This is a genomic window from Desulfoluna sp. CLI2B, assembly GCF_056847375.1.
Window position 1 is genome coordinate 2,297,476 of the sequence record NZ_CP186557.1, and the last position, 26,752, is coordinate 2,324,227.

Annotated in this window: 22 protein-coding genes; 9 read left to right on the forward strand and 13 right to left on the reverse strand. The window is 50.8% G+C overall.

Going from position 1 to position 26,752, the window contains the following annotated elements:
- The first annotated feature begins 278 nt into the window (after window positions 1-278).
- From ACOYW2_RS11010 to ACOYW2_RS11025, 4 genes are all read left to right on the forward strand, one after another.
- Window positions 279-809 (forward strand): hypothetical protein, encoded by a 531-nt coding sequence (locus tag ACOYW2_RS11010; protein WP_482770424.1) that lies wholly within the window; start codon window positions 279-281, stop codon window positions 807-809.
- 20 nt (window positions 810-829) lie between these two features.
- Complete coding sequence (locus ACOYW2_RS11015) at window positions 830-1,390, forward strand: hypothetical protein (RefSeq protein ID WP_482770425.1); 561 nt, start codon at window positions 830-832, stop codon at window positions 1,388-1,390.
- Window positions 1,391-1,914: 524 nt separating this feature from the next.
- Window positions 1,915-2,610 carry an SDR family NAD(P)-dependent oxidoreductase gene (locus tag ACOYW2_RS11020; RefSeq protein ID WP_482770426.1) on the forward strand — a complete coding sequence of 232 codons (696 nt, stop codon included), beginning with the start codon at window positions 1,915-1,917 and terminating at the stop codon, window positions 2,608-2,610.
- A gap of 272 nt (window positions 2,611-2,882) precedes the next feature.
- A complete protein-coding gene (locus tag ACOYW2_RS11025; protein ID WP_482770427.1) occupies window positions 2,883-3,896 on the forward strand; it encodes an AraC family transcriptional regulator in 1,014 nt (337 codons plus the stop codon).
- Between the two features lie 1,127 nt (window positions 3,897-5,023).
- Here ACOYW2_RS11025 and ACOYW2_RS11030 read toward each other — a convergent pair.
- The 13 genes from ACOYW2_RS11030 to ACOYW2_RS11090 form a co-directional block, all read right to left on the reverse strand.
- On the reverse strand, window positions 5,024-5,461 hold the full coding sequence (locus ACOYW2_RS11030) for a hypothetical protein (RefSeq protein ID WP_482770428.1): 438 nt from the start codon (window positions 5,459-5,461) through the stop codon (window positions 5,024-5,026).
- Between the two features lie 95 nt (window positions 5,462-5,556).
- Complete coding sequence (locus tag ACOYW2_RS11035) at window positions 5,557-5,853, reverse strand: super-infection exclusion protein B (protein WP_482422962.1); 297 nt, start codon at window positions 5,851-5,853, stop codon at window positions 5,557-5,559.
- A gap of 231 nt (window positions 5,854-6,084) precedes the next feature.
- Entirely contained in the window at window positions 6,085-6,780 is a 696-nt protein-coding gene (locus tag ACOYW2_RS11040) for a hypothetical protein (RefSeq protein ID WP_482770429.1), read from the reverse strand.
- Window positions 6,781-6,859: 79 nt separating this feature from the next.
- Window positions 6,860-7,228 (reverse strand): hypothetical protein, encoded by a 369-nt coding sequence (locus ACOYW2_RS11045; RefSeq protein ID WP_482770430.1) that lies wholly within the window; start codon window positions 7,226-7,228, stop codon window positions 6,860-6,862.
- A 147-nt stretch (window positions 7,229-7,375) separates the two neighbouring features.
- Entirely contained in the window at window positions 7,376-8,263 is an 888-nt protein-coding gene (locus ACOYW2_RS11050) for a hypothetical protein (protein ID WP_482770431.1), read from the reverse strand.
- Window positions 8,264-8,349: 86 nt separating this feature from the next.
- The gene (locus ACOYW2_RS11055; RefSeq protein ID WP_482770432.1) at window positions 8,350-9,387 is read right to left on the reverse strand and encodes a ParA family protein; all 1,038 of its coding nucleotides are present in this window, start codon (window positions 9,385-9,387) and stop codon (window positions 8,350-8,352) included.
- Between the two features lie 73 nt (window positions 9,388-9,460).
- A complete protein-coding gene (locus tag ACOYW2_RS11060; protein WP_482422967.1) occupies window positions 9,461-9,934 on the reverse strand; it encodes a hypothetical protein in 474 nt (157 codons plus the stop codon).
- Window positions 9,935-10,955: 1,021 nt separating this feature from the next.
- Window positions 10,956-13,877 carry an autotransporter family protein gene (locus tag ACOYW2_RS11065; RefSeq protein WP_482770433.1) on the reverse strand — a complete coding sequence of 974 codons (2,922 nt, stop codon included), beginning with the start codon at window positions 13,875-13,877 and terminating at the stop codon, window positions 10,956-10,958.
- Window positions 13,878-14,167: 290 nt separating this feature from the next.
- Window positions 14,168-14,689, reverse strand: a complete 522-nt coding sequence (gene dcd, locus ACOYW2_RS11070; RefSeq protein ID WP_482422969.1) for a dCTP deaminase — start codon at window positions 14,687-14,689, stop codon at window positions 14,168-14,170.
- Between the two features lie 175 nt (window positions 14,690-14,864).
- A complete protein-coding gene (locus tag ACOYW2_RS11075; protein ID WP_482770434.1) occupies window positions 14,865-16,403 on the reverse strand; it encodes an arylsulfatase in 1,539 nt (512 codons plus the stop codon).
- 2,680 nt (window positions 16,404-19,083) lie between these two features.
- Entirely contained in the window at window positions 19,084-19,590 is a 507-nt protein-coding gene (locus tag ACOYW2_RS11080) for a hypothetical protein (protein ID WP_482770435.1), read from the reverse strand.
- Window positions 19,533-19,913, reverse strand: a complete 381-nt coding sequence (locus ACOYW2_RS11085; protein ID WP_482770436.1) for a hypothetical protein — start codon at window positions 19,911-19,913, stop codon at window positions 19,533-19,535. The genes ACOYW2_RS11080 and ACOYW2_RS11085 overlap by 58 nt, the downstream gene beginning before the upstream one ends.
- 398 nt (window positions 19,914-20,311) lie before the next feature.
- Window positions 20,312-20,740 (reverse strand): hypothetical protein, encoded by a 429-nt coding sequence (locus ACOYW2_RS11090; RefSeq protein ID WP_482770437.1) that lies wholly within the window; start codon window positions 20,738-20,740, stop codon window positions 20,312-20,314.
- A gap of 666 nt (window positions 20,741-21,406) precedes the next feature.
- On the opposite strand from ACOYW2_RS11090, the gene ACOYW2_RS11095 reads away from it, so the two are divergent.
- From ACOYW2_RS11095 to ACOYW2_RS11115, 5 genes are all read left to right on the forward strand, one after another.
- Window positions 21,407-21,949 (forward strand): hypothetical protein, encoded by a 543-nt coding sequence (locus tag ACOYW2_RS11095; protein WP_482770438.1) that lies wholly within the window; start codon window positions 21,407-21,409, stop codon window positions 21,947-21,949.
- 69 nt (window positions 21,950-22,018) lie between these two features.
- Window positions 22,019-22,321 (forward strand): hypothetical protein, encoded by a 303-nt coding sequence (locus ACOYW2_RS11100; protein WP_482770439.1) that lies wholly within the window; start codon window positions 22,019-22,021, stop codon window positions 22,319-22,321.
- Window positions 22,318-23,181: an adenine deaminase C-terminal domain-containing protein gene (locus tag ACOYW2_RS11105; protein WP_482770440.1), complete on the forward strand. Its 864-nt coding sequence runs from the start codon at window positions 22,318-22,320 to the stop codon at window positions 23,179-23,181. The genes ACOYW2_RS11100 and ACOYW2_RS11105 overlap by 4 nt, the downstream gene beginning before the upstream one ends.
- Window positions 23,182-23,193: 12 nt before the next feature.
- On the forward strand, window positions 23,194-24,924 hold the full coding sequence (ade, locus tag ACOYW2_RS11110) for an adenine deaminase (RefSeq protein WP_482770441.1): 1,731 nt from the start codon (window positions 23,194-23,196) through the stop codon (window positions 24,922-24,924).
- 17 nt (window positions 24,925-24,941) lie between these two features.
- Complete coding sequence (locus ACOYW2_RS11115) at window positions 24,942-26,498, forward strand: hypothetical protein (RefSeq protein ID WP_482770442.1); 1,557 nt, start codon at window positions 24,942-24,944, stop codon at window positions 26,496-26,498.
- The last annotated feature ends 254 nt before the right edge of the window (window positions 26,499-26,752 follow it).

Genomic DNA, 26,752 nt, shown 5'->3' on the forward strand with positions numbered 1-26,752 from the left:
GGGCGAAGAAACCCCTCAAAAGCTGTGGGTTGAATCATTTCGTGATTTTCTGAACAATCAGGCGTTGCCGCCTGTTATGGATCAGCTGTGGAAACGAATGTCGACACGCGAAGGGCGAAGCAGTTATTGGGTGGATGATCTCGCGCCCTGGTACAGTTTAGTTACAAACCAAGGAAAGTGGACGAGAAACTTATTCGGATCTGGAAGATCGGGGTTTTTTAACGTTGACGGTTCATGGTGATCAGCTTCACCCTGATTTCATAAAAACAGCAGTTCTGGTGTATAAAGAGCTGGGGTTTACTGAGTCAGACTTCGCATCACATGAGGTGAAGGTCGTTGAACTTGGTAAGCACTTGACACCAGAGATAAAAGAACGCCTTGGGTATAATCATGAAGACGCTATTCCCGGGTATCTGTATCGAATCATCACGACCTCTGATTATGTGGACAGTGATGATGCGATTATTCCGGTTGATTGTATTATGCCGGTGCCCAAGTCAACGTCCAGTATGCCGGAAGACACTCCGATTTTCTTTTTATTGCCTCGACCTGAAAAAGCATACAATCCCAACTCGGCAGTTGCTTACAGGTTGAATATTCGGTTGATGCGTCGGGTGTTCAAGCATAAGACAGGGCATGATCTCCTTATTTATTTTGACTATCGGGGTAGAGTTGACCGATACGATAAAATGAATCCTTTTTATAACGTTAAATACCATCCTTTCATAAATGCAAGGCGTGCATTTCCCATTAGATCTGAAATTGATTTTCCGGAGTGGGCAGGGGCACCATTGCCCCCGTTGTTCTAAATTGACGTTAAAGGGGGACTATGTCTGATACCTATTTTTATTTAAAGGCCGAATTCAGCGATAAAAAATATCGGGATAAAGCGATTGATTTCTTGGATGATGAGGGGCAGACGGACGAGGATGAGGTCGAAGAACCATTTCGAAATATATTCCCTCTCATTGACGACGTGGAGCCTCCCCTTGATATGAGGTCTGTTGGTGAAAATGAGCTTTGGGCATATTTTGAGCTTTTTGCTGATGGAATTATTACAGCTCAATTCATTATGCTGACCGTGAAAAAAACCGGTGCTGCTAAAGTTTATGGAATGTTTGGTGACTTGGATGGGAATGAAGCTTATTGGACGGTTGAAGGGAGTAAGTTGATGACCATGTATACATTGGACGAGGATGAATCAATAGACCAAATGCTTTTGGAACTTGAAGACGAAGCGAAGCTTGAAACAATTATTCCCATGTATCGTAGGTCTGGGCCGGGAAGAAGATATGTATTAGAAAGAGGCAGAAAGGGAAGGGGCCAGCACGCCCTTGAGTTTCCATGGGGCATGATTACCTATCAGGGAAGGGTAGACCTATATATCTGACAAAGTATAAAAATGGGGCGTTTTACCATATGAGAACCCGAGGCAAAGTGCGAAAGACATCTATTAAGATGTAACCGGGACCGAGGGAAAGCCTCCACCACACCGTTTATCTGTAAGGCGCTTGAGAGTTCGGTTTCAAGGCCGAGGCCGGTGCGGAAGAAGGGGTCGCGTCTTGACATTGGACATTCTGTCAAATCCCTTTCGGTTTAGCACTATATGCCACAGCAGGCCCCATTATCTGGTTTGTAGGGCTCTTGCCCTATAACCAGATCGGCCTCAAGCCACCGACTAATTAACCGAATGAGTAGGGGTTGTTTCAAATGTCAAGACGCGACCCCTTTCCACACGCCAAATCAGTTTGTCAAAGCTGTCTGGCTATGGCGCACTCTTTACAAAAGTGGCACAATTTGAATGAAGTATGGCGCGGTGTGCTATTTATGGCGTCGCCCTGTTCCCCTATGATTGATCCAAAAAGCAGCACGCCTGACACAGGCGCAAACCAAAGTACATACAGGGAGATAATCATGGGAAACACAGCATTGATTACCGGCGCATCGAGCGGTATTGGAACCGAGCTGGCACGATATCATGCATCAAAAGGCGGCGACGTCGTCCTGGTTGCACGACGAGAAAACAAACTCAACGACCTCAAGGCGGAGCTGGAGAGAACCTGCGGCATCACTGCCACGGTGATCGCTGCCGACCTGGCCGAACCGGACGCAGCAGAAAAAATCTTTGCCGCCACCGAAGCAGCTGGCCTTGTCATTGATGTTCTTATCAACAACGCCGGGTTCGGCGGGCATGGAAAATTCCACGAGCGGAATCTTACAAAGGACCAGGCCATGATGCAGGTCAACATGGTCTCCCTGGTGAATCTGACCCACCTCTACCTCCAGGGCATGGTGAAACGAAACAGGGGGAACATCCTCCACGTGGCCTCAACAGCCGGATTCATGCCGGGACCGCTGCAGGCGGTCTATTACGCCACGAAATCCTTTGTGGTCTCCTTCTCCCAGGCCATTGCCGAGGAACTCCACGGGACCGGAGTCACCTCAACAGCCCTCTGTCCCGGCGCTGTTGCCACCGACTTCGTCAAGGCAGGCGATCTTGACGGCCTCGATATCTGGAACAAGGCCCCCACCCCTGATACCGTTGCCAAGTGTGGCTACGAAGCAATGCAGAATGGCGAGCTCATCAAAATCAATGAAGCAGGCCCCTAAAATTCACCTACAACTGGATTGTTATTCCCTTCCTGCCGAGGAAACTGGTGCTGAAATTTCCCGGAAGGCCATGGAAAAAAAATGAGCGTAACGATGGATCGGGATGCCTCAGGCGGCCAGGTGGGTTGACTGGGTGGAGGCTCTTGGAAAGCTGATGGCGAATACCTGAACGCTGTCTTCATCGGAACGGTTTTGAATCACCCCAGGGTTGGTTAGTCACAGGCGCAGCCCGTAAGCAAATGCGCAGGGGCTGCGTCACGGAGGTAAAAAAAATGAAAAAAGCATCCCGATTTGTTGTGCAACGCGGCTGGAAAATCATGCTTGCGGACATGGGGCTCAACACGGCCCATGTGCTTGCCTTGGCGGGCTTGCCCGCGGATCTTTTTTCGCGGAAGGATGCTGCATTGAGCCCGGCTGATTATTTCAGGCTCTGGGAGGGGCTGGAACAAATAGCCGGGCCCGAGGAGCTTCCGCTGATGGTGGGGCGGGCCATTTCGGTGGAGTCCTTTGATCCCGCGATCTTCGCAAGCCTTTGCAGCCCGAACATGAACACGGCCCTGCAGCGGCTGGCCAGGTTCAAGCCCCTTATCGGCCCCATGACCATTGACGTGAAGATTGGAAGAGAGGTGACCTGTGCCACCCTGGATTGCTATGGCTACACCCACCGTATACCGCGATCCCTGGGAGCTGCAGAACTGGTGTTTTTCACACAGCTGATTCGCCTTGCAACGCGGGAACGGATTGTTCCCACTGTTTTAGAGTTACCTGAGCTTCCGGAGAACAGCACCCCCTACACCGAGTATTTCGAAAATCCGATCCGGCAGGGCAAAGCGATCCGCATCGGGTTTTCTGCGGCCGATGCGGGCCGTCCCTTTCTCACGGAAGATGCTTCCATGTGGAATTTTTTCGAGACGGAGCTGAAACAGAGGCTTTCCGACCTGGAGGCCGAAACAACCTTCAGCCAGCGGGTGAAGAGCGCCCTGCTCGAAATGCTCCCCAGCGGCGAAAGCACCATTGAAGAGGCCGCCCGAAGGCTGGCGGTGAGCAAACGCACCCTGCAGAGGCAGTTGAGCCGGGAGTCTTCGAGTTATCAGGAGGTCTTGAACATCACGCGGGAAGCCCTGGCCAAGCATTACCTCTCCCGCTCTGCCATTTCTCCGCCCGAAATATCCTTCCTGCTGGGCTATCAGGACAGCAATTCGTTTTTAAGGGCTTTCAAAGGCTGGACAGGAGCAACGCCGGGGGAGTACCGAAATGAGCACTTCCAAGCCGATCAATTGCATTGATTTCGAGGTTGGGGCTGTCAGGGCTCACCTCGGGACGGGCAGTTGTCGTTGAACCGGTTGGTGCAAACCTGGGAGCTCAGCAAACGGTTGGTTGCCGGTGGCCTGAGACTCATCCCTCCAAGACGAGGAATTAGAAGAAGGGGTCGGAAGAAGGAGTCGCGTCTTGACATTGGACATTCTGTCAAACCCCTTCCGGTTTAGCACTATATGCCACAGCAGACCCCATTATCTGGTTTGTGGGGCTCTTGCCCTATAACCAAATCGGCCTCAGGCCACCGACTAATTAACCGAAAGAGTAGGGGGTTGTGTCAAATGTCAAGACGCGATCCCTTTGCACGGACAACGATGCAACACTCACCACCAGTACCGACCAGTCTACCGAGTCGAGTGCATGGAAGGCGATTGCTGCACCTGACGGAGGCCTGATTGCCCCGGGTACAGCTGGCACTCTCAAGTATGACTCAGTCGACACGGGCACCGCGGGCAAAATCGGTCCTGCGAAACCCACCGATGAAATCACCCATATAAACTCGCCTAACGGCTATACATATGGCCTCTTCGAATCATTGGAAACAAAAGAAGGTGTGACCGTACCGGACATCATGAAGCACCTGCTGCTTGCCCCGGTTGATGGCGAATTAGGTGAGGACGGGGTGTGGATAAAAAACTACGGTGAGCGAATGACACTTCGAGGTGGTGCCTGGAGCTTCAGGGCCTCGGCCGGTTTATTCTCACTGTCCTTATATTCTTCCCGTACGTGCACTCTAATATTGGTTTTCGTCCGGCTTTTGTTTTGTAGCACGGCCCGGCCGGAGGTGTGAAAGATACACCCCGGCTGCCCAAATCAAATTACGGATTTGTTACGATAAAGTGTCTTACCTTTTTGTAGCTATCTTTTAAAACCTTTGGCACGATACTTAAAAGTACATTTTGTCCCAAACTAATAGCCTCTTTTACGCCTTTTTTGTCGCTATAACTCCACAAACTTGGATCTGATGTTTTAGAGCAATGCTTAATTAAGTCCTCAACAAAGCTACGAACTGATGTGAATGCACCATCTTTCTGCATTTGTTCAAGGTTGAATACCGTTTTATATCTTATATTTAATTGATCATCATTTGAAGGGTTTACTTTGAATAATGCCGCTCCATTTGTCCGCTATATTCCCATCTTATCTTACTTTCAAATTCTTTAACCGCTAAAACCAATGCACTGTCACTATAAAACCATTGGTTATTATTGACCTTTATTACAGGCTGTTTGTCTGGGTAATCGTCCTCTTGCCAATACGCACCATAACCACAACAAAAAAAATTTATGTATTCCTCTGATCTTATATGAAAATACGGAATAAAACTGAGAATTTCTTTTTGACAAAACTCAGAATTAGGATTGCAAAATAGGACACCTACTAGTGATGTTTTTTTAGTGGATTTGTTTATTTCGTGTGCAGCATTTTTACCAACAGGCTTCGCTGAATCGAAAAATGTCATGCGCATGGAAGTTTTGTTGAAGCTATCATTAACTCTTTTTACAATATCTTCGAATTTAATTGCCGGAACCATACTTACCTCTTCGTATACATATTTGAGTTTAGAAGCCTCCGAAACGAACGAGAGGATAGTGGCTTGACTTATCAAATTATCTAAAAGATTAACTTTTATCTCATAATTCTTTGCATAAATCGAGGCCTGTTATTCATCAAAAACTCAAGATCATCTGGAGTAGGATTTTGTGGCATGTTCAACAAATCATATGTCATTTTCCCTCTGACGAATTTTGAAATTTGTACATTAAACAAACTACCAGCAAGAGACTTACGTCCCTGATTACCAACAATTTGTAAAATGCCCACCTCTAATAAGCCAGAGACAACAGCATCATCAATTGGGAGTTGAATGGTATTTTGACCTTGCAAAAAAAACTCTCTTAATACCCCTTTTTCAAAATCGTCCAATCAAGATAATCGTTCGGCTGAATATTTTTTTAATTTAATTTCGTAATATTTGTTTTTAATAAAATTTTTGGATCTACAAAAAGAACAACGAAGCAAGCGAAAAAAATTGCCAAAATATATTTTATTGGTAGTTTCAGAGTTTCTATAATTTTGGTAATCCATTCCATTGATTCACCTAAACTAATTTGAAGATTGAGTTCTGACACTGCGGGGAGGTCTTACTACGATTTATTAGTCTTCGGTTTCATATATATAAGTGCCATATTCAATAGGGTTGTGGAGTTCATTAGGGTGATAATAGTTCACTATATTTTCAGGTGGTACAGGTACTTTTAAGTCAAATGCAAAATCAACCTCGTATGAAATTTCATTGTCATAGATGGCATTATTAATTTCTTTAACCAAGCCTTCTAAAGAAGATTCATCACAAAATGAAACCGGTAAATCTATTTCAAAAACTGTCGGCCTTCCAACACTTTTTAAAAATTGTTTCGATATTCGAGGATATTTAGAATTTAATAACCCGACTAACCCGAGAAGACACTCACTACCATAAATAGCGTAATGAGCGCAGTCACTTATCATGAATCTATCATCGATAGCCAAGCAAACACCTGGGCTCAACAATTTATGATTATGCTCTTCAATTGTTGTCTGAATATCGTGATCTGAAATTTCAATACCTAAATAGTTATTTACATTATCTTTCAAAATTTGGATTAAGCTATGTGTGTCAAAGAGTAAAATACCCTGCTCCATATAGCTTGAAACTTCTATCGGTCGACAAAGGTGGTAAGTTTTAATATGTGTGAATGATTTTAAAAAAAAATTTGTATACGAATAAGCATCAGAGTGAAAGTCAAGATACTCCGTTCCATAATTATTTGGCCATGTTTCTTTATGTTTCCAACAAAACACTTGCTTCATGATTCACCATGGTAAAACTGTAAGGAACCGGAGCTTAGGTGCTGTATTGTTGTGGAATCGGCCCCTTTCCAGTGGATAGTTAAGTTTTTTTTCGTAATTTTACAGACGTATCTAATTCTCTTTTTAATTTCCTAGCACACTCTAAGCCCTGGGGTGTCAGTTCCCAAACACCTCTTCCGGCCTGAGTAGCTGATTTGACGTAATTATGATGAAGTTTTGCGCGCTCTTTGGACCAAGCAATATCATGTTTCCAGCGTTCGATATTGTTAGCAACCCTTTCTTGGTATACAGTTTTTGAAAACTCTAAATAAAGCCATTCGTACATTCGTTCATCGACAGCACTCTTTAGAGCTTTGCCACCAAAAGAATATATTGCAAGAACTAAAAAGGGGATAAGGTCATCTTGAGAAAGAGTCTTTCCTTTTAATAGCCTTCTTACATAATACATTTGCTTTTCCATTTGGTTGTTAATAATCAGTAGCAGTATTAACAAGATAAGGCCAATTAATTCAGAATAGAGAGAGAATACAATAGTGTTTGATTACGATATTTTTTTAAACGACAAACTTGCGGCTTGGCCTGAGTTAAGATTTAGTCAAAATTCAATCGAGCAAACATAACTACTGTTAATATACTTCGCAAATTCAGATACATCATTTATAAGATTTTCGATTTCAATTTTTTGAATGGATACTTTAATCCCCTCTTTTGTTTTCCCCCCCCTATGAACAAGGTCGTGTCTTTTATGAGTTGCTCGTACTAAGCTCCCAATGTTTTCAGGAAAATCTATATTCAGTGTGTTCTTGAACATTGGCTTTAATTTAGGTAGATTGTGCCATAGTAAATTAATAAGGTACTCTTTAACACTCTCTTGCAGTGATTCTTTTTTCTTGAAAATTTCTGATAAGGAAAATTTTTGATTCTTAAATTCTGAACTATTTTCAACGAATTTTCTGAGGTACTCATCTTCCGATTCAACTTTTCCAATGAAAAATTCAGACAAATAGGCTTCAAGCGATGTAATCACGTTTACGTAAATCATTTGAAAGAAGGTTTCTTCCACGGATTTAGCAACTTCTACCGAAAGAAGAGTTTTTAAATTTTCCATCGAAGTATTTAAACTTTGTAGTGCATTTTCACTTTTCCCTACGTAATCATATAGATAGTCATCATAAAACTCTCGAGTAGGAATAGCAGACCACTCTGGGCAATCTACAGAAAGATCATCGCCAAGTTTGATTATTAACTCCTCATCGACCACTTGACCAAACTCCGAGAATAATTCGTCGTGAGCTTCATAGGGGCCACCATAAATAAATTGATACCCACCGTCCCTCCCATCATATGGGCACTCATGGACTGGGTCTTGAAACTTAGATAAAAACCATTCACGCATTACGTCTATCTGAAATTCAGGACCTTTTTCTTTAAGAGACCCCCCTGAAATAAGTCTGTATTCTTCTGGAATATTATATAGCGACATTGTACCTCCAAAGATTTAATAACCGGCGTTGCAAAGCTGTGCTGCGAAAAAATGAGCCGCTCAGCTTTACAACGTTTGAGTTAATCCTACCGAGACACGCCCTCAACCAAGCCATTGACATCATTGGCCAAATTCTTAAAAACCTCTTTGAATTTTTCTCGATTTTCTTGCATCGTTTTCAAAATTACACCAGTTTGTTCAAATTGATCGTCTGTCAGTGCAAAAATTGGAACATTGTATTTTTGAGACTGAGCTATCAGCGAGTTAAAATCAGAAATATTGGCTAAATTAAATGGTTCATCACCTCCAACATTATCTCTGAATGTAGACGAATCAACCGTCATGTTGAGTGGCTCCAAAGCTGGAATCAGTTCGTCTCTTACTGTTGATTTTATAATATCTATCCAACGCTGAAACGACTTTGCTGGAGCACCACCCCGCGGGCGGTATCGTTGTGATATGAACCCAAGAAATTTTGGTGGATTTTCGGGAAATGCGTAGTCTACACCACTTTCTCTAAAGGATGTAATCTCTTTATTCCATCTTGGAATTACGTTTGATAATGATTTAATGGCTTGAGCGCAAAAAAAGTCTGGAGATGTTGGGACAATAAAATAATCACTCGCCATAAGTAAGCACTGGTTGAGCGCCCCCACACTGGGGCTCATGTCAATTATAACGTAATCAAATTCATGCGTGATACCTGTGATTTTGAAAAGTTCACAAACACTTCCTGGAATATTTTTGATTGCAGGAATAGCGTGGCTAGTTGTTAATGCAACACTAATTTGAGTCTCAAATTCCGATAGCATCAAATTACCACAGTAAAGAAACAAATTTTCGTTTGAAGTCTGGACAGGATTGCCAGGTGCTAAGCCTGATAAACTACCTGACATTATGGGTGATAGTCCTGAAGCAATATCACACCCTGGATTGCCTTTATAAAACTCTTCGATATCTTCAACGTCATTGTAATCAAGAACCAATGCCGTTAGGTTACATTGAGGATCAGCATCCACAATCAGAGTTTTATGGCCTTGTTCTGCAAGCATCCAACCAAGATTAAAAGCGGTTGTTGTTTTGCTAACACCACCTTTGTGATTAAATAGTGATATTACTTTCAATTCAAACTCCTTATTTTGTCTATACAGTTGGGGTAACTCACTGTTTTAAAAAAAATCACAAAATTCTATTAAGCTACTTTGAAAGAGCTTTTTCCCAAAACTTTATTACGTTTCTAATTATTTCTGAGGCATTAACGCTTGTAGACCCAACCTCCAGTTGTTCAAACTTACAAGGAAACGATACTGGGAATGCTGCTGTTGTAGAAATTTTCACAAAGCATTCTTTCTTTTTACAGTGTTTTGCATGGTTGCAAAATAAACGTATCATTCTAAGTTGCTGATCGATCTGATCCAATTTACTTTCATCGAAGACAAATTTACCTTCTTCTCCTTTCATAATATCATTTTTATTCTTCCCAAGAGTCCTTATATCCTCGGAAACATTTTCTGAATTAGCAAGCCATTCAGGTAACGCGTTTAAGGAGAGAAGACAATTTGCTAAGTCATATACATTACTTGTTTTCTCAAAATTCATAAAGTCATATTTGGCTTTGAGCAACCAATCTTCATAAGTTTGCAACGTTGGAATTGGTAAAATATCTCTCATTAGCACCTCGGGCTTAACAAGCAGTATTAGGGTAAGACAGCCAGACACCCTCTAAAATTCGTCATTTTCTATAAACGGAACATATTCATATTCTAGAACATATAACTATTGCTTCGATTGAAACTCACCCCAAAATATTGCAAATTATGCCAGCGATATAGTCAATGTCAATTCAGATATTTATCATTGCTGACTCAAATCCTTACTCCTTGATTCACATAAATGCAAGAGCGGATGTGAACCATTATGATTTAAGGGTTCACATTACTTCAAGACGCTATGACTATAGAATAGCTCTGGAAGAGGGCTTTTGGGCCAACTGGTTACACCATGCCCTATGATATAGTGCCAAATGGAAAACCCAGAAGATGAATAACCTGCTGTAAGTTTGTCCATATTGATAATAGATAGTCCTATGGCTTTATTTAGAGCCGAAGTAAATCTCTCAAGACAAGTTTTCCACTGGTCACTGCCAACATGTGGACTTCCTGCATTTTGAACATGACGTCTTTCCGGTGTTGCCGCACAGCCCCCTTGATAATCTCTGAGCCGTAAAAGACCTGCACTGAAGGTGAAGACATTTATATACAAAGAGAGACTGACGGCCCAATGTAACAGTTTGCACAAGATACGTGGTCAAGGTTCCGTTAATATTCATAACACCCTGATTTCATTTATCCCATTTTTATATATGGATTTTTAGGACATAACCATTCTTCACCAAGCATAGAACCATCGTGTACCATTGTTTTTTATGTATTGATAACAAATTCTGTTTCTTTTTTATACAGTTGTTCATTACAGATATGGGTGGTCAATTCGAATGAAAAGTAACAGCGAACCATAATGACTGATTATATGAACTTTTATACATTGGAATATAGATTCGAATCCCCCCACCCCGACCCCCAAAATAAAAAAGGGAACATCGCATCAAAGCGACGTCCCCTTTTTTATTACCTCATCAAAACACGCCATCGTTACTCGACGCTCAAATATGGGTCATTATCACCACCGATTTCTACCATCTATATGCCACATTCAACCCCGCCCCCCACTCGTACCCGTTGCTTGTGAGGACATACATGCCTCCGCCGCTTACCTGCAAGGCGCTTGAGAGGTCGGTTTCAAGGCCGAGGCCCGTGATCAGCACATGCTCCCCGCGATTTTGTCCGACAAAGGGGAGGGTGGTTTCCGGGTGGGATGCCAGGGCGGCGTCAATGGTGTGGTGGCTGTTTTTGTTGGCATACCAGTCGTGCTCATAGCCCACGAAAGCAAGGGGATGAAGGCCCATTTGGCTTGTGATGCTCTTAAAACGTGCCTGGACTCCGGCAGAGGTGACAATGGACTGGGCATCGGCTGAGTCCACCTGCAGGCTGAGGTCCGGGTTGCCTGATTCAGTGAACGATTCCTGATAATAATAGGCGTAGAGAAGGCCGAGTTCAGGGGAGAGGGTTACCCAATCGGTTGGTTGCCAGGGCAGGCGAGCCTTGAGCCCGGCGTAGAGGCTGTGGCTGTCAAAATCTGCTTCGGGCGTGTCTGTGGTGTTGCCCAGGGTCACAGATCGCTCGGAGTTGTGGCGTCCGTAGGCATATCCGATCAATCCGCTGATATCGATGCGTGAGGCCGTCTTTTTGTTCAGGTACGCGCCGAGCTGGTAGATATCGCTTTCAAAATCCTGCCAGGCGGCATCATGCTCATCCATCTTCTGGGTTCCATACGAAAGATACACGCCTAAGGCGGCGTCCTCACTCTGCGTAAGATCCGTGCCCACAACCAGGCCGAATAAATCGTAATTGAAATCGCCGAGGCCGTTGTCTCCGTCGATGTCACCACGCACATAACCGGCATCGGCCCAAAATCGTTTGCGGGTGGTGACGTCACTGGTCTCCAGGCCTTGGCCGGTTGCAATGCGGCTGCCTTGGAAGGCATGGTTTAAGACCGTGTTCATGGTCATATCCATGTGCTCCAGGGCCACCGTCATATACGAGGAGTAGGGCTCTGCATGGATGGAATCCATGTGACTGGCTACTTGCGCGTTGGTGAGGGCGTCCAGGGCCTGATTGATGGTGGCGTTGCCTGCCAGGCTGGCGTTTACCAGCAGATTAGCGGAACCGGAGTGGTTTGCCGTCTGGATTGCAGGGTGGGTCGTCAGGGTCGAGACCGGTTGCCTGGCGGCTGTCAGGGTGAGATCCGGTTTTCCGTTTGTGTTTTTGTCTCCCACGGTAAAATCGATCAACGCAGGGATGGTGCCGTCCTCCACAAGGGGAAGGTTGGAGCCGGTCTGCAGGGTCCCTGCGCCGCCGTTGCTGGCAATGAGCGTAAATTCCTTGCTGTCCATGGCGCTGGCTGTCAATGGCTTTAATGTGGCCACCTTCACCTCTCCGATGGTGGTGAGATCCACGTCGCCGTCTCCGTAATGCAGAACATCGTTGGCCGCCACGCCGCCGTTGACATCAAGGGTCGCCCAAAACTTACCGCCGGTGGACCGAATAAGGGGTTCTGACGGTCCAAAAGCCAGCTGGTTATTGATTGTTGCAGAGTGCAGGCTGGTGTAGGAGGGGCCCACCCAGAGAAGGCCGTCGTCATACACAGTGAGGCTACCGGTCCCGGCAAGGGTCCCGTGGGCATGGTATTCGCCGAAAACACCGATTCGTCCGTTGTTTGTGATGTTGGACGAAGCGTTGTGATAAAACGCCGCCGTTTTGTAGACATTCATTTGCCCGCCGGAGGCAATGGTCAGGTCCACCAAAGAGCTTCTGGAGTCGACCCCGCCAAACAGGCGCAGGACACCCTGGTTGTTGATAGTGATATCGGCATGGCCGTGCAGGTGGAGCTGGTCCAGCACCGTCAGCATGGAGTCGTTGAGCGTTATGGATGAACCGGCATCGATGAACACATGGCTGTATACAGCATCCGAGATATTGTTTTGCGTGTACTGGGTGGTGGCGCCGTTGTGGTTCAGGTCGATGATGCTTTTGCCGCGAATCCCCGAGTCTATGTCGGAACCATCCAGGGTCACGGCCCCATCCGTTACAATAACAATGTCTGTGGTAAGGTGCCCACCGGACCCGAAATTAAGTGTTGAATTTTTAACGGTCAGCTCATCGTTCATCTGGATGCTTGTGTTGCCCCCGACAACCACATGGCTGTCTTCCACGTAAAGTTTCTCCAGCTCCAACGATGTCCGGGATCCCTTGAGCTCAAGTTGAGCCCCGTTTATCAGCCGGAACTGGTCCGTGGAGTTGAAATACGCGTTGCTGTAGGTAAAGGTAAGCGCCCCTCCGTTGATGGTGCCGCTGACGGGCGAATGAAAGTAGAGGCGCTCGTCGTCATAGGTTGCTGACAGCGAGCCGGAGTAGAAAAATTCCAGGGATGCCCCGGGGTCAATGTCAAGGTTGAAGGTTTGCGGTGCATACAGCCGCTGCATGCCCGTGATCTTGTTGGTCCCGCTGCCGATATGAAGGGCCATGGGGGCTGTGGCGATAAACCCTGGGCTTCGTATGGTGAAATCCATGGTCGAGTTGTTCAGTGTGAGGCGGTTGTCGGCCCCATAAAACAACAGCTGGATGGCCCCGGAATCGACATCGGCGTTGTTGATCTCAAAATGGCTGCACTGCAAGGTGCGCTTCCAGCCGCTCATGTGCATCTGGTCGAAATCCGAGCCCTGGAATTTGATGGCCATGCGGTGTGGGTCCGTCAGGTCGCCAAAGGTAACATCTGCCCAGACTCTGTGAGGATACGCAGTGATGGAGGTGTCTCTTTCCACAAAAAATTTGTAATTCCGACCTGCGGGGAAGAACAGGGCGTCGTACTTCGGATCATAGGATCCGATCATGCCGAACCCGTTTATAAATCCACCTGACGTCTGGACAAGGGTGTCGGCGGCCACGGAGCTGACCATCCCGAGAACAAGACATGCGAAAAGAAGCTGTTTTCTCATCGTGTTTCCTCCTGTCACAGCTTGTGCGATGCGTTGAACTGCAGATGTAGTTGTTTACCTTGAAGCTCAGATAACGCAGAAGATGGGAGCATTCAGCTCGCCGGGGTAGTGAGGGTGCTTTGTGTGAAAGGCAAAAAGGAGAGAAATAAGAGAGTTGTCCATTTCATAATCTCAATGATCTCAGTTTTTTATCCTTGCGTCAAGGGACGGCAAGGGCGCCATGCGAAAGGGCGTGATAGTGCATTGACGCACCTGAATAACAACGAGAAAGAGGGGATGAAAGGTATTTCCTACTTTTTGAAATCCCGGTACAGCAAACTGGGTTGAATGCCCTTGTTGCCCTGATACTTCCCGCTGGAATAGGTTTCATGGGAGCCTTCAAGGGTGTGGTAATAGATCTGACAGACCTCGACACCGGAATAAATCCTGATGGGCTGGATGCAGAATATCTCCAACGTCCAAAACCCTTTGAACCCGACATCGCCAAAACCTGCCGTCACATGAACAAACAGGCCGAGCCGTCCGATGGAGGAGCGGCCTTCGAGCATCGGGACCAGATTGCTGGTTTCTGTGTATTCGACGGTCCGGCCCAGATACAGCCGGTGGGGTTCCAGGATCAGCCCCTCGGCTGGAATGGTGATGCTTTCGGTGCTGTGCTCTTTTTTCATGTCAAGGACCGGGTCGGTGTAGATCAACAGCTCATCGTGCAATGTCAAATTGTAACTATTGGGATTTATCCTTTTTTTATCAAAAGGGTCGATGCAAATGTCGCCGTTGAGCCTCGATTCAATCTCTTTTCCGGATAAAATCATGTTGATCTCCTTGCGGGTCTGGTTGAGGTGGGCTTACATTCGAAGGTTTTCTTGTAAGGGGTATATACAGAAGGAGGCTTGTCGATTGCAAACGTTTGGCTTCCAAACGCATTTTGGCCGCTTTTATGGCAAAAGCGGCCAAAAAAATCAAGGAACTGGGTTTATCTTGCTTTGATCACTGGCCCATGCCCTGATCTCCTTCCATAAAAGACTTAAGCTCATCGCTGTTTTTCGTTGCACTTGCACTTGCCGGGGGCCACTCCTCAAAGGTTGCAAGGTGCTTTTGAACCAAGCGTTGGGCCGGGCCGAAGGCCCACATCTTTTTGCCCATCCAGTTGATGTACATACCGGACTCATCGGCAGCCCGCTCGTAAGGATCCTGCCGCAGGTTAAAAAGAAGGGGAGCACCCAGCCTCTCCTTGGCCCCGAACCATCCTCCACGTTGAACGATGAAATGCGCTTTCCAGTCCCCGTAGCGAACGGCCTGAAGGGTGGTGCGTTCGTAGTAGATGATCTCTTTTCGTTTGGATGGACCCTTGCCGGTGAGAAGGTCCATCTGGTTGTACCCATCCAGGTGGGCTTTTTGCCCTTTGTACCCTTTGAGCAGCTTCTTTTTCAGGTCCTTTGGTCCCCCCGCTGCTGCTACCAGAGTCGGAAGAAAATCCATGCCGTCAAAAAGCCCGTTGTTTACCACGCCCGCTTTGATCTTGCCGGGCCAGCGGATGATCATGGGAACCCGCACGCCACCCTCCCAGGTGGTACCCTTTTCGCCGTGGAAGGGGGTCATGCCACCGTCGGGCCAGGTCATGATCTCCGGTCCGTTGTCTGCTGTGGAAATTGGCAGGCGATTGGTGTTGTCGGCAACCCCAAGTTTGTCCAGACGGTCCAGCACTTCCCCCACGTGGTCGTCCAGATCCTTCATGACCACCTCCTGCATACCCCATCCATTGGTCCCCAGCATTTTTTCATATTTTTCAGAGAAGTAGGACCACACATGGGCCCGTGAGGGACAATACCAGGTAAAAAAGGGTTTCTTGTCGGCCACGGCTTTTTCAATGAAGGCCAGAGTGTGTTTGTTCACCTCATCGTCCAGGGTCTCCATGCGTTTGGGGGGGATTGGGCCGTCATCCTCGATTTTCTGCTTGCCCTTGGAGGTAGCCCAGGCGTGGATGGCATTTCTCGGCTCAAAGGCTTTGGCTTCCGGGCTGTCCGGCCACTCCGGATCCGAGGTGTATTCCATGCCGTTAAGATGGTAGAGCCAGCCCCAGAACTCATCAAACCCATGTTTTGTGGGAAGGAATTCATCACGGTCCCCAAGGTGGTTTTTGCCGAACTGACCGGTGACGTATCCTTGAAGCTTGAGAAGCTCAGGCAGGGTAGGGGTCTCCGGTTTGAGCCCCACAGGATCCCCGGGAAGCCCCACGGTATGCATGCCCGTTCGCACGGGAAATTGGCCGGTGATAAACGCCGATCTCCCGGCCGTGCAGGTGGGCTGAGCATAGTAATCGGTGAATCGCATGCCCTGGGCTGCGAGCTTATCGATGTTGGGGGTGCGACCGCTCATGAGCCCCTGGTGGTAGGCCCCGATATTGGACCACCCCACGTCATCGGTAAAGATTACAAGGATGTTGGGTTTATCAGCGGCGACTGCAGATTGAAAAGGGAATGCCAGTACGACAAGGAGGCTGGCGAAAAAGACGATGATGGGCTTCATGGAAGACTCCTTACGCTTGGGGTGAGGGGGCATCCGGGACTGGCTGATAGTCCGGTTGCCGTTGACTTAACGTCTATGTTTGAAAAAAACGTGGGTTCTGCAAAAAGGTCTGGCCTTGAAAGGAAAAGGGGAGATTGTGGCAGTGGGAAAGGAGCTGAAATTGGTAGCGAAGGGAGTCGGGATCTCCTCTGTTATGGGTAAGTATAAAGGTGACATAGGGCTGAGGCAAGCTCTAATAAAAGCAAGTGCTACGATGGGCACGCTTCGCTTTGCCCATCCTACGTGTGACACACGGCTACTGGCGTCGCGTTAACCCGAGCCCTGTAGGATGGGCAAAGGCAAGCCCGCACCTGTTGGGCTGGCGATGGCCTTGGCGCCGTGCCCATCGCGTATGACGAAAGGCTCTGTTGTTTGGGAAGGTGTGGGGTAACCGGGCAAAGAGGGGCACGCTTCGCTTTGCACATCCTACGTGGAACACATGGCTAACGGAGCCGTTACCCCGAGCTCTGTAGGATGGGCAAAGGCAAACCCGCAACCGTTGGGCGGACGACGGTCTTGGCGCCGTGCCCATCGCGTATGGCGAAAGGGTCTGTTGGTTGGGAAGGTGTGGGGTAACCGGGCAAAGATGGGCACGCTCCGCTTTGCCCATCCTACGTGTGACACACAGCTACCGGGGTTGTGGTAACCCGAGCCTGTAGAATGGGCAAAGGCAAACCCGCAACCGTTGGGCGGGCAACGGTCTTGGCGCCGTGCCCATCGCGTGTGGCGAAAGGGTCTGTTGGTTGGGAAGGTGTTGGGTAACCGTGCAAAGATGGGCACGCTTCGCTTTGCCCATCCTACGTGTGGCACACGGCTGCCGGAGTCGTTAACCCGAGCTCTGTAGGATGGCAAAACGCAAGCCCGCAACCGTTGGGCGGGCGACGGTCTTGGTGCCGTGCCCATCGCGTGCGGCGAAGCTGTTCCATTGGTTGGGAAGGTGTGGAATGGGCAAAGATGGGCACGCTCCGCTTTGCCCATCCTACGTGTGACACACGGCTATCGGGGTCGTTAGCCAGAGCCTGTAGGATGGGCAAAGGCAAGCCCGCAACCGTTGGGTGGACGACGGCCTTGGCGCCGTGCCCATCGCGTGTGGTGAAAGATTCTGTTGGTTGGGAAGGTGTGGGGTAACCGGGCAACGATGGCATGTCGTCCGCGATCCTACGCGTGGCATGGCTACTGGGGGCCGTTAACCTGAGTTCTGTAGGATGGGCAAAGGCAAGCTCGAAACCGTTGGGCGGGCAACGGCCTTGGCGCCGTGCCCATCGCGTGTGGCGAAAGACTCTGTTGGTTGGGAAGGTGTGGGGTAACCAAGAAAAGATGGGCATGCTCCGCTTTGCCCATCCTACGTGTGACACACGGCTACCGGGGTCGTTAACCCGAGGCTCTGTAGGATGGGCAAAGGCAAGCCCGCAACTGTCGGGCGGGCAACGGCCTTGGCGCCGTGCCCATCGCGTGTGGCGAAAGGGTCTGTTGGTTGGAAAGGTGTGGGGTAACCAGGCAAAGATGGGCACGCTCCGCTTTGCCCATCCTACGTGTGACACACGGCTACCGGGGTCGTTAACCCGAGCCCTGTAGGATGGGCAAAGGAAAGCCCGCAACCGTTGGGCGGACGACGGTCTTGGCGCCGTGCCCATCGCGTATGGCGAAAGGGTCTGTTGGTTGGGAAGGTGTGGGGTAACCGGACAAAGATGGGCACGCTCCGCTTTGCCCATCCTACGTGTGGCACACGGCTACCGGGGTCGTTAACCCGAGTTCTGTAGGATGGGCAAGGCAAAACGTATACCCGTTGGACGGGCAACGGCCTTGGCGCCGTGCCCATCGCGTATGGCGAAAGATTCTGTTGGTTGGGAAGGTGTGAGGTAACCATACAAAGATGGGCACGCTCCGCTTTGCCCATCCTACGTGTGACACACGGCTACCGGGATCGTTAACCCGAGGCTCTTGTAGGATGGGCAAAGGCAAGCCCGCAACCGTTGGGCGGCGACGGCCTTGGTGCCGTGCCCATCGCGTATGGCGAAAGATTCTGTTGCTTGGGAAGGTGTGGGGTAACCGGGCAAAGATGGGCACGCTCCGCTTTGCCCATCCTACGTGTGGCACACGGCTACCGGGGTCGTTAACCCGAGTTCTGTAGGATGGGCAAAGGCAAGCCCGCACCTGTTGGACGGGCGTCGGCCTTGGCGCCGTGCCCATCGCGTGTGGCGAAAGGGTCTGTTGGTTGGGAAGGTGTGGGGTAACCAGACAAAGATGGGCACGCTTCGCTTTGCCCATCCTACGTGGTGACACACGGCTACAGGGGTCGTTACCCCGAGTTCTGTAGGATGAGCAAAGGCAAGCCCGCAACCGTTGGGCGGGCGTCGGTCTTGGCGCCGTGCCCATCGCGTATGGCGAAAGATTCTGTTGGTTGGGAAGGTGCGGGTTAACCGTTCAAAGATGGGCACGCTTCGCTTTGCCCATCCTACGTGTGACACACGGCTACCGGGGTCGTTAACCAGAGCCTGTAGGATGGGCAAAGGCAAGCCCGCAACCGTTGGGCGGGCGACGGCCTTGGCGCCGTGCCCATCAGGTATGCGGAAAACCGGCCATGCCTGGAATGGCCTTTATCGGTCTGCGTCAATGAGCATGACGCGCCCTTTTTTTCTACTTACCGGTTGAGGCTTATGCTCAGCCCGTATGAGAGCGTTTCGTTTTCCGGTTCGACCACATGGCCGATGGGCGCGCCATCGGAGTAGAGGTCGCCAACCTCTGAACGCTGCATGTCCCAATAGGAAATAAACGGCTCGATGGAGACTGAAGCGCCCCCGGCAAGAGCCCTTTCAAACATCAGGGAGCACCGGACCCCATAGCCTTCGCCAAAGTCCTGATCAAGGGAAGGATCATTGTAGGCTGGGTCTGCATCGCTCACGTGGCTTTTCACGGTCCCCCGGCAAAAAAGATCATATTCCGCCGTCAATCCCCAGGTCCACTTCTCGGCAAGCGGTCCCGCCGTTTTCACACCGATGGGGGCATACCAGTAGTGAATTTCTCGTTCATATCCGTAGGCAGAGGAGATAACGTCGTTCCAGTAGCGATACCCGACTCCCGTGTAGGGCGTTATGAGGTACCTGCCCTTGATGCCGATGTCATAGCCGATAAGACCCCGGCACTCCACGAGCCAATCATCCGTATCTGTACCGAAAGATTGTGCGTTTCCTGGAGGTGACCGTCGTAATCGAGGCTGCCCATGCTGTATTCGACGCTGGCATGAACCATCACATTGTAAGCCGTGTGGTGCGTATAGTGTCCGACAACGCCATACATGAAGCCTGTCTCTTCCATGATCCCGGGTTCTTTGTAGTCGAAATAGTGGGTTTTCAGCCCCACGCCAAACCGATGCCGGTCTGTTAGCGGTGTTTGGGTGTCTGCAAGGGCAGGGGTAAGCATGCTTATGAGAAAAATCATTGACAGCAGGCAGCCCGTAAACGTCTTTTTCATGTCTCTTTTTACCTCACATCGGTTTCGGCCATCCAGTCAAGCCGCCGGAAAGCAGTTCAAACGCACAGAAATGTATTGCCGGTTTCCTGATTTACTTAAAAACGCGCCAAATGGTAGTACGGTTCACGGTTGTTATCAAGGGGAGACATCATCACGTGGCGACGTTTAAGGGCAGGGGAGGATGATTTTTTTTTGGGGGGGGGAGGGCATGTGACGAGCCGCCCATGCCCGGGATGGCCGTGAGAGAAAAACAGCGTTTTCATGGTGATGAATGATGTGGGGTATTGACCGATGATGGGCACGCTCCGCTGCCCATCATACGGGATTTGGCCATGTGAATATTGTTGTTTTTAAAGGGTTCTATGCTGCGTAACCCTGGGCCTGACGGTGGCTGTAGGCTACTCGATTATTTCATCTATCTCTTCCAAATGTTCCCAAGCCTCTTGGACAGAAACAGTCGGAATCGTAAAATGAGGTTTCGAAAGATCGTTGATATCTCTTCCTGTGCTGGCAGCACAAGCATATACAACCATGTATAAGCCTTTATGGATGGCTTCTATCTTGGAATTGTAAGCCTCAATTGTTATATCACCCGCCACAAGCTGTGCGCACAACTCTTCAGATTTCTTTTTGATATTCTCAGCAATCTTCTTTTCTTCTTTGGACGGGCAACACTCGCTAAAATCAAATTCAATGTCTGCTTTCACAACACCGACGTTTGCATTTTTCACATCGACGGCACTCATTTCAGGTCTCACCTTGAGACTGTTCATGCAACACGCAGTAAGACAAACCGATACCAGAATGACTAAAATGACATGTTTCATTTAACGCCTCCATTTAAAATTGATGATGAATGCCACAAGTAACCGGTTGTAGACCAATCTTAAATTCGTTCAGGCTCTCGGTAAAAAACAAATTATTCAGGTAAGCAGTAATGATGGTTCGTCGCCATTGGCAGGTGAGCCACTTATAGCTTTAATAGTCGTTTTTTTCCAGGCAAAACGAAACATTGCGAGAGATAACACAAAGTCCCATGACAAATTTCCACCACAAGAAAATACCAGATCCATGGAAAGAAAAGTGAGGACGGCGATAGAAGGATGAGCTGGTTTTGAACGGTATGGGTAAATGACCAATGAAAGACACTCTCCGCTGCTCGTCATACGAAGGCGTGGTGCGAATGTCTTTGGTGTTTGCGGCATCATGTCAGGGGAGGGGAGAACATGCCCGGCCCCCTGCGGCATTGTTTTGCCTCAGCAATGTGCCTTTCAAGGGAAACTAAAAAATCATCTCCTCAATTCGTCTTGTTCAAAAAAGATTGAAATAATTTCCATATGGTTTAATATAGCTCCTCATCCACAACATAGCTTCTTTTGTAAGCGCTTGTAATCTTTCATAAATTCGTCGGGATATGTGTTGCAGGACGGGAAACCTGATTTGCCAGAAATGGACGGCCTATCTCATAACTATTTATAGGAGGATTTATGCAAATGGGTAAAGATAGGCTGAAACGACTCATTCGGGCCGGACGTGGCCTTGTTCCGGCACACAAAGTCGTACGAGGCGGTCAGCTGGTCAATGTCATGTCCAGTGAAATCTACCCCGCAGACGTGGCCATCTATGATGAGATCATCGTCGCCATCGGTGATGTGACAGACTACATCGGCGAAGAGACCGAGATCATCGACGCCACCGGCAAGTACCTTGCACCCGGACTCATTGACGGGCACCTGCACAGCGAATGCAGCAAACTCAGCATCACAAGCTTTGCAAAGGCGGTGGTTCCCTGTGGAACGACCTGCATCGTCTCCGGCCTTGACGAGTACATCTCCGTGTCGGGGATCGAAGGCCTGAAGGAAGTCTTTGCCGAGATCAAGGAAAGCCCCTTGAAAGTCTTCTGGGGAGCCCCGTACAAGACCCCGTACACCTTCCCCAAATCCACGGTATCCTACAACTTCACCGAAGAGACCCACAAAGAGGTCCAGACGTGGCCGGAGTGTTTCGGCGTGTGGGAGACTGCCGCGAAGCGGTAATAAGAAGAACGAAGCACCCTTGGGGCCCTGGCTATCGCGACAAGGAATACCATCTTCGGATGCGCCCCCATGGCCCGCGGCAAGGACCTGAACGGCTACCTCTGTGCCGGTGTCCGCCTCGACCACGAGAGCTACGATCATGAAGAGGTGGTGGAAAAAATGCGAAACGGCATGCACATGCTGATCCGCGAGTCGTCCGTTACCCATTTCCTGAAAGAGAACATCCGCGCCGTCACCGAGGTGAACCCCGCCTTTGCGCGCCGCGTAAGCTTCTGCACCGATGATGTCACGGCAACGGACATCCTGGAGAAAGGGCACATGGACCACGTGGCTGGTCGCGCCTGGCCATCAAAGAGGGTGTCGATCCCATGACCGCCATCCAGATGGGCTCCATCAACAGCGCCGAGGCTTACCGTGTGGACCACCTGGTGGGCTCCATCACCCCGGGCAAGCTTGCGGACATCCTTGTGGTGGACAACCCCGAGACCTTCAACGTCGAGGCGGTGATCACCAACGGCAAGCTGGTCTCCAAAGGCAGGGACCTGACTTACGAGCTGAACGCTCCCAAACGCAGCACCGTGCTCTCCAGCGAGCTCAAATGTGAGAAAACCACCCAGGCCGACTTTGAGTACCGCGTGGACATGAAAGAGGGCACCGCAGAGGTTCTCTCCATGAACGTGGTGGGCCCCTTTGTCCGCAAGCGCCGCGACGTGACCTTGAAGGTTAAGAACCACATCGTCCAGCCCGATACCGAGCAGGACGCCCTCATGGTCTCCGTGGTGGAACGGTTCGGCCGCAACGGCAACAAGTCCTTGGCGTTCTGCTCCGGCTGGAAACTGAAGAAAGGAGCCATGGCTTCTTCTGCAGCACCTGACGACAACAACATCGTGGTCATGGGCGCCGATGCAAAGGACATGTCCATTGCCGTGAACCATCTCATTGAAAACGGCGGCGGCCAGGTGATTGTTGAAGGTGGAGAAATCATCGAGTTCCTTGCCCTGCCCGTGGGCGGCATTGCAAGCGACCTGGACGCAAAGGAGATCGCGCATCAGGAGACCCTGCTCAACAAGGCGGCCCAGGCCCTTGGCTGCGACCTGCCTGAGCCACTGATGTACATGTTCTTCCTGCCCATTACGGCGATCCCCGACTACGCCATCACGGACGTAGGGCCTGTGGACTGCATCGCCCTTGAAACCTTTGACCCCATCCTTGGCCTTACCCCGGCGAAGTAGGGGAGGAAACCCATGAAAAAGACAGAGCTGAAAAATTTGATCGATGTGGCCGCAGGCCGCGTCGAAGCCGACCTTGTTATCAAAAACGCCAAGGTTGTTGATGTCTACAACGGCACCATCGTGGAAGGCGACATTGCCGTCACAGGCGGCCTCATCGCCGGTGTGGGCGAGTATGCCGCCGCCAACGAAGTGGACGCCAAGGGCCAGTACGCGGCCCCGGGATTCATCGACAGCCATATCCATATTGAATCATCTTACGTAAGCCCGGAGGAGCTCGGCCGCCTGGTGGTTCCCCACGGCACCACCACCATCATTGCCGACCCCCACGAGATCGCCAACGTCTGCGGGTTTGCGGGCCTGGATTACATGATCTCCGCATCCAAGCTCACCGCCCTGGACGTGCAGATGATGCTGCCCTCCTGCGTGCCGGCAACACCCTTTGAGCACGCCGGTTGCACCATCGACGCCCAGGCCATGGAAGAGCCCATCAAGCGTGCCGAGGTCCTGGGCCTCGGCGAGTTCATGAACTTTCCCGGCGTTGTCAACGGCCTGGATGATTCCCTGGACAAGCTCCTGGTGGCAAAACGCGCGGGCAAGCCCGTTGACGGGCACAGCCCCGGCGTGTTCGGCAACGACCTCAACGCCTATGCCGCCGCCCGCATCCGCACCGACCATGAGTGCGCCACCGTGGAAGAGATGCACGACCGCATTGCCCGCGGCATGTACGTGCTCATGCGCCAGGGCTCGGCCTGCCACAACCTCAAAGACCTCCTCAAAGGCGTCACCGCTTCCAACAGCAGGCGCTGCCTGTTCTGCGCGGATGACTGCCAGCCCAAGACCATCCTCAGCATCGGTCACCTGGACAACCACCTGCGCATCTGCGCAGAAGAGGGCATCGATCCCATCATGGCCATCCAGATGGCCACCTTAAACGCTGCGGAGTGCTACGAGCTCACCGACCGAGGCGCCATTGCCCCGGGCCTGAAGGCCGACATCGTGCTCTTTGACAACCTGAGGGATTTTGGTGTTCAGAAGGTATGGATCGACGGAGCCCTGGTGGGAGACGCCGGTGCCTACCTGCCCGAGGTTACGCGCCACGACATCTCCGCCACCAAGGGTCACTTCAAGGTCAAGGAGTTCTCCAAAGAGAAACTCTCCCTTAAGATCAACTCCGACAAGGCACACGTCATCCAGATCCTGCCCGGCGGCGTGGTCACCGAAAAAGGCGTTGAAGAGATCTCCCGTACAAGCGACGGCGAATTCCTCCACAACCCGGACAAGGACGTGGTGAAGGTGGCCGTGGTTGAACGCCACCAGAACACCGGCAACGTGGCCGTGGGGCTTCTTCGTGGCTACGGCATCAAACAGGGCGCCATTGCCCTGTCTGTGGCCCACGACTCCCACAACATCATTGTGGTGGGCGTCACCGACGAGGACATGGCCTTTGCCGTGGAGTCCCTCATTGCCCAGGGCGGCGGCATTGTCCTGGCCAGCAACGGCGAGGTGGTGGAGAGCATGCCCATGCCCATCGCAGGTCTCATGAGCGATAAGAGCGGCGAGTGGGTGGAAGAGCGCCTGACGGCCATCCACGAAAAAGCCCACGAGGTGTTGTCCGTCAGCGGCGATGTGGAGCCGGTGATGACCCTCTGCTTTATGTCCCTTGCCGTAATCCCGGAGATCAAACTCACCGACATGGGGTTGTTTGATGTGACCCGTTTTGATTTCATTTCCATTGAAGCATAAAGGACTGGCTTAAAAAGATGAGTACGAAGTTACCCTTGTTCTGCAAAGGCGATATTGGCGGCCTCACCTACATCCTGGCCAACAACATCGTAAACTATATCATTGTCATCGCGACACTCTCCGGTGTCCTCGGGTGGCCGGACGAAATTGTCTACGGACGCGTGATCCCCGGTCTCTCCATGGGACTCCTGGTGAGTGGTTTCTACTATGCCTACAACGCCTGGCGCCTGGCCCAGACCGAAGGCCGCACCGATGTCACCGCACTGCCCTCGGGCGTGTCCACGCCTGCCATGTTCGTGATCCTCTTCGGCGTCATCATGCCGCTGCACTACGCACTCGGCGACCCTGAACTGGAGTGGTCCGCAGCCGTTGCCGCCTGCTTTATCGGCGGGTTCATCGAGTTCCTGGGCGGATTCATCGGTCCCTGGCTCAAGGAGCGTATTCCCCGTGCAGCCCTCCTCGGCACCGTGGCCGGCATCGGGTTTATCTGGATGTCCACCCAGGGGGTATTCGACCTCTACAGCGATCCTTTGGTGGGGCTGCCCATCCTGGCCGTGGCCGTCATGGGCGTGTTCGGCGGGTACCTGTTTCCCAAGCGCATGCCTCCCTTTGCCGTGGCCATCGTGGGCGGCATTGTGTACGCCCTTGTCCTTGGCCGCACCTCCATCGACTTCAGCGGCATCGGCTTCTACACCCCCAACCCTGTTCGAGCCTTTGACGCGCTCCTCAACGGGTTTGCCGTGGTGCTGCCTTACCTCTCCGTGATTATCCCCATTGAGGTCTACAACTTCATTGAGACCATGGACAACGTGGAAGCTGCCAACGCTGCTGGGGACAACTACAACGTCCGCAACGCACAGTTCGCAGACGGCGTGGCCACCATGATCTCCGCCCTCTTCGGCGGTGTGGTTCCCAACACCGTATGGCTGGGCCATGCCGGTCTCAAAAAGGCCGGGGCCTGCATCGGGTTCTCCTGGCTGGGCGGGCTTCTCCTGGGGCTTTCCGGGATCTTCGGACTCTTCACTTTTTTCAGCGCCCTGGTGCCCCCTGCGGTGGCGGCCATCACCTACCTCTGGTGCGCAACCATCATGCTTGCCCAGGCCTTTAAGGACTGCAAGCCCAAGCACTACGCCGGTGTGGGCATCGCCATGGTTCCCCCCATCGCCGATTTTCTCTACACCCAGGTAACCGGCGCCGTGGGCATCTCCGGTGTCTGGGCCGAAACCCAGGCCTCCGGCCTCGCCGGGTACGGCTCCAAGGTCACCCAGAACCTCATGGAAGCAGGCGTCATGTGGAACGGCGTCCCCGCCGTGAAAGCCGGTGCCATCATCATCGGCATCATCCTGAGCAGCTTTGTGGTGTTCATCATCGACCGCCGCCTGGACAAAGCCGCCATCGTCTCCTTTGCCGCAGCGGGCCTCTCGGCGTTCGGCTTTATCCACAGCGCCATGCTCGGCTTCTTCCCCACCTCCGAGTTTGTCCTCGCCTATGTGGTCATGGGCTGCGTCTGCTTCGCCCTCCACCTGGGACGCGGCAAGTGGTTCGACGCCGAAGAAGATTTTGATTATGTGTAACAGCTCCGGTGCTCCGGCCGTGTGACGCCCGGGGCCAGAGCTCAGAATAGACGATGAAAACCCAAACGCCCTTCGGCTTCGCGCCGAAGGGCGTTTGGTGTTTGTGGGGGAGGGGTGGGGCGGAACAACTAAAGACGCCCGTGCAACCAAACCGACAAAGGCGTAAGGCCGCACCTAACGAAAACCGGACGCCGACGATGAGTCATACCGCCGCGTGTTTCGACAGTAGGCGATGTGCCGTAGGGTGCGCCGTG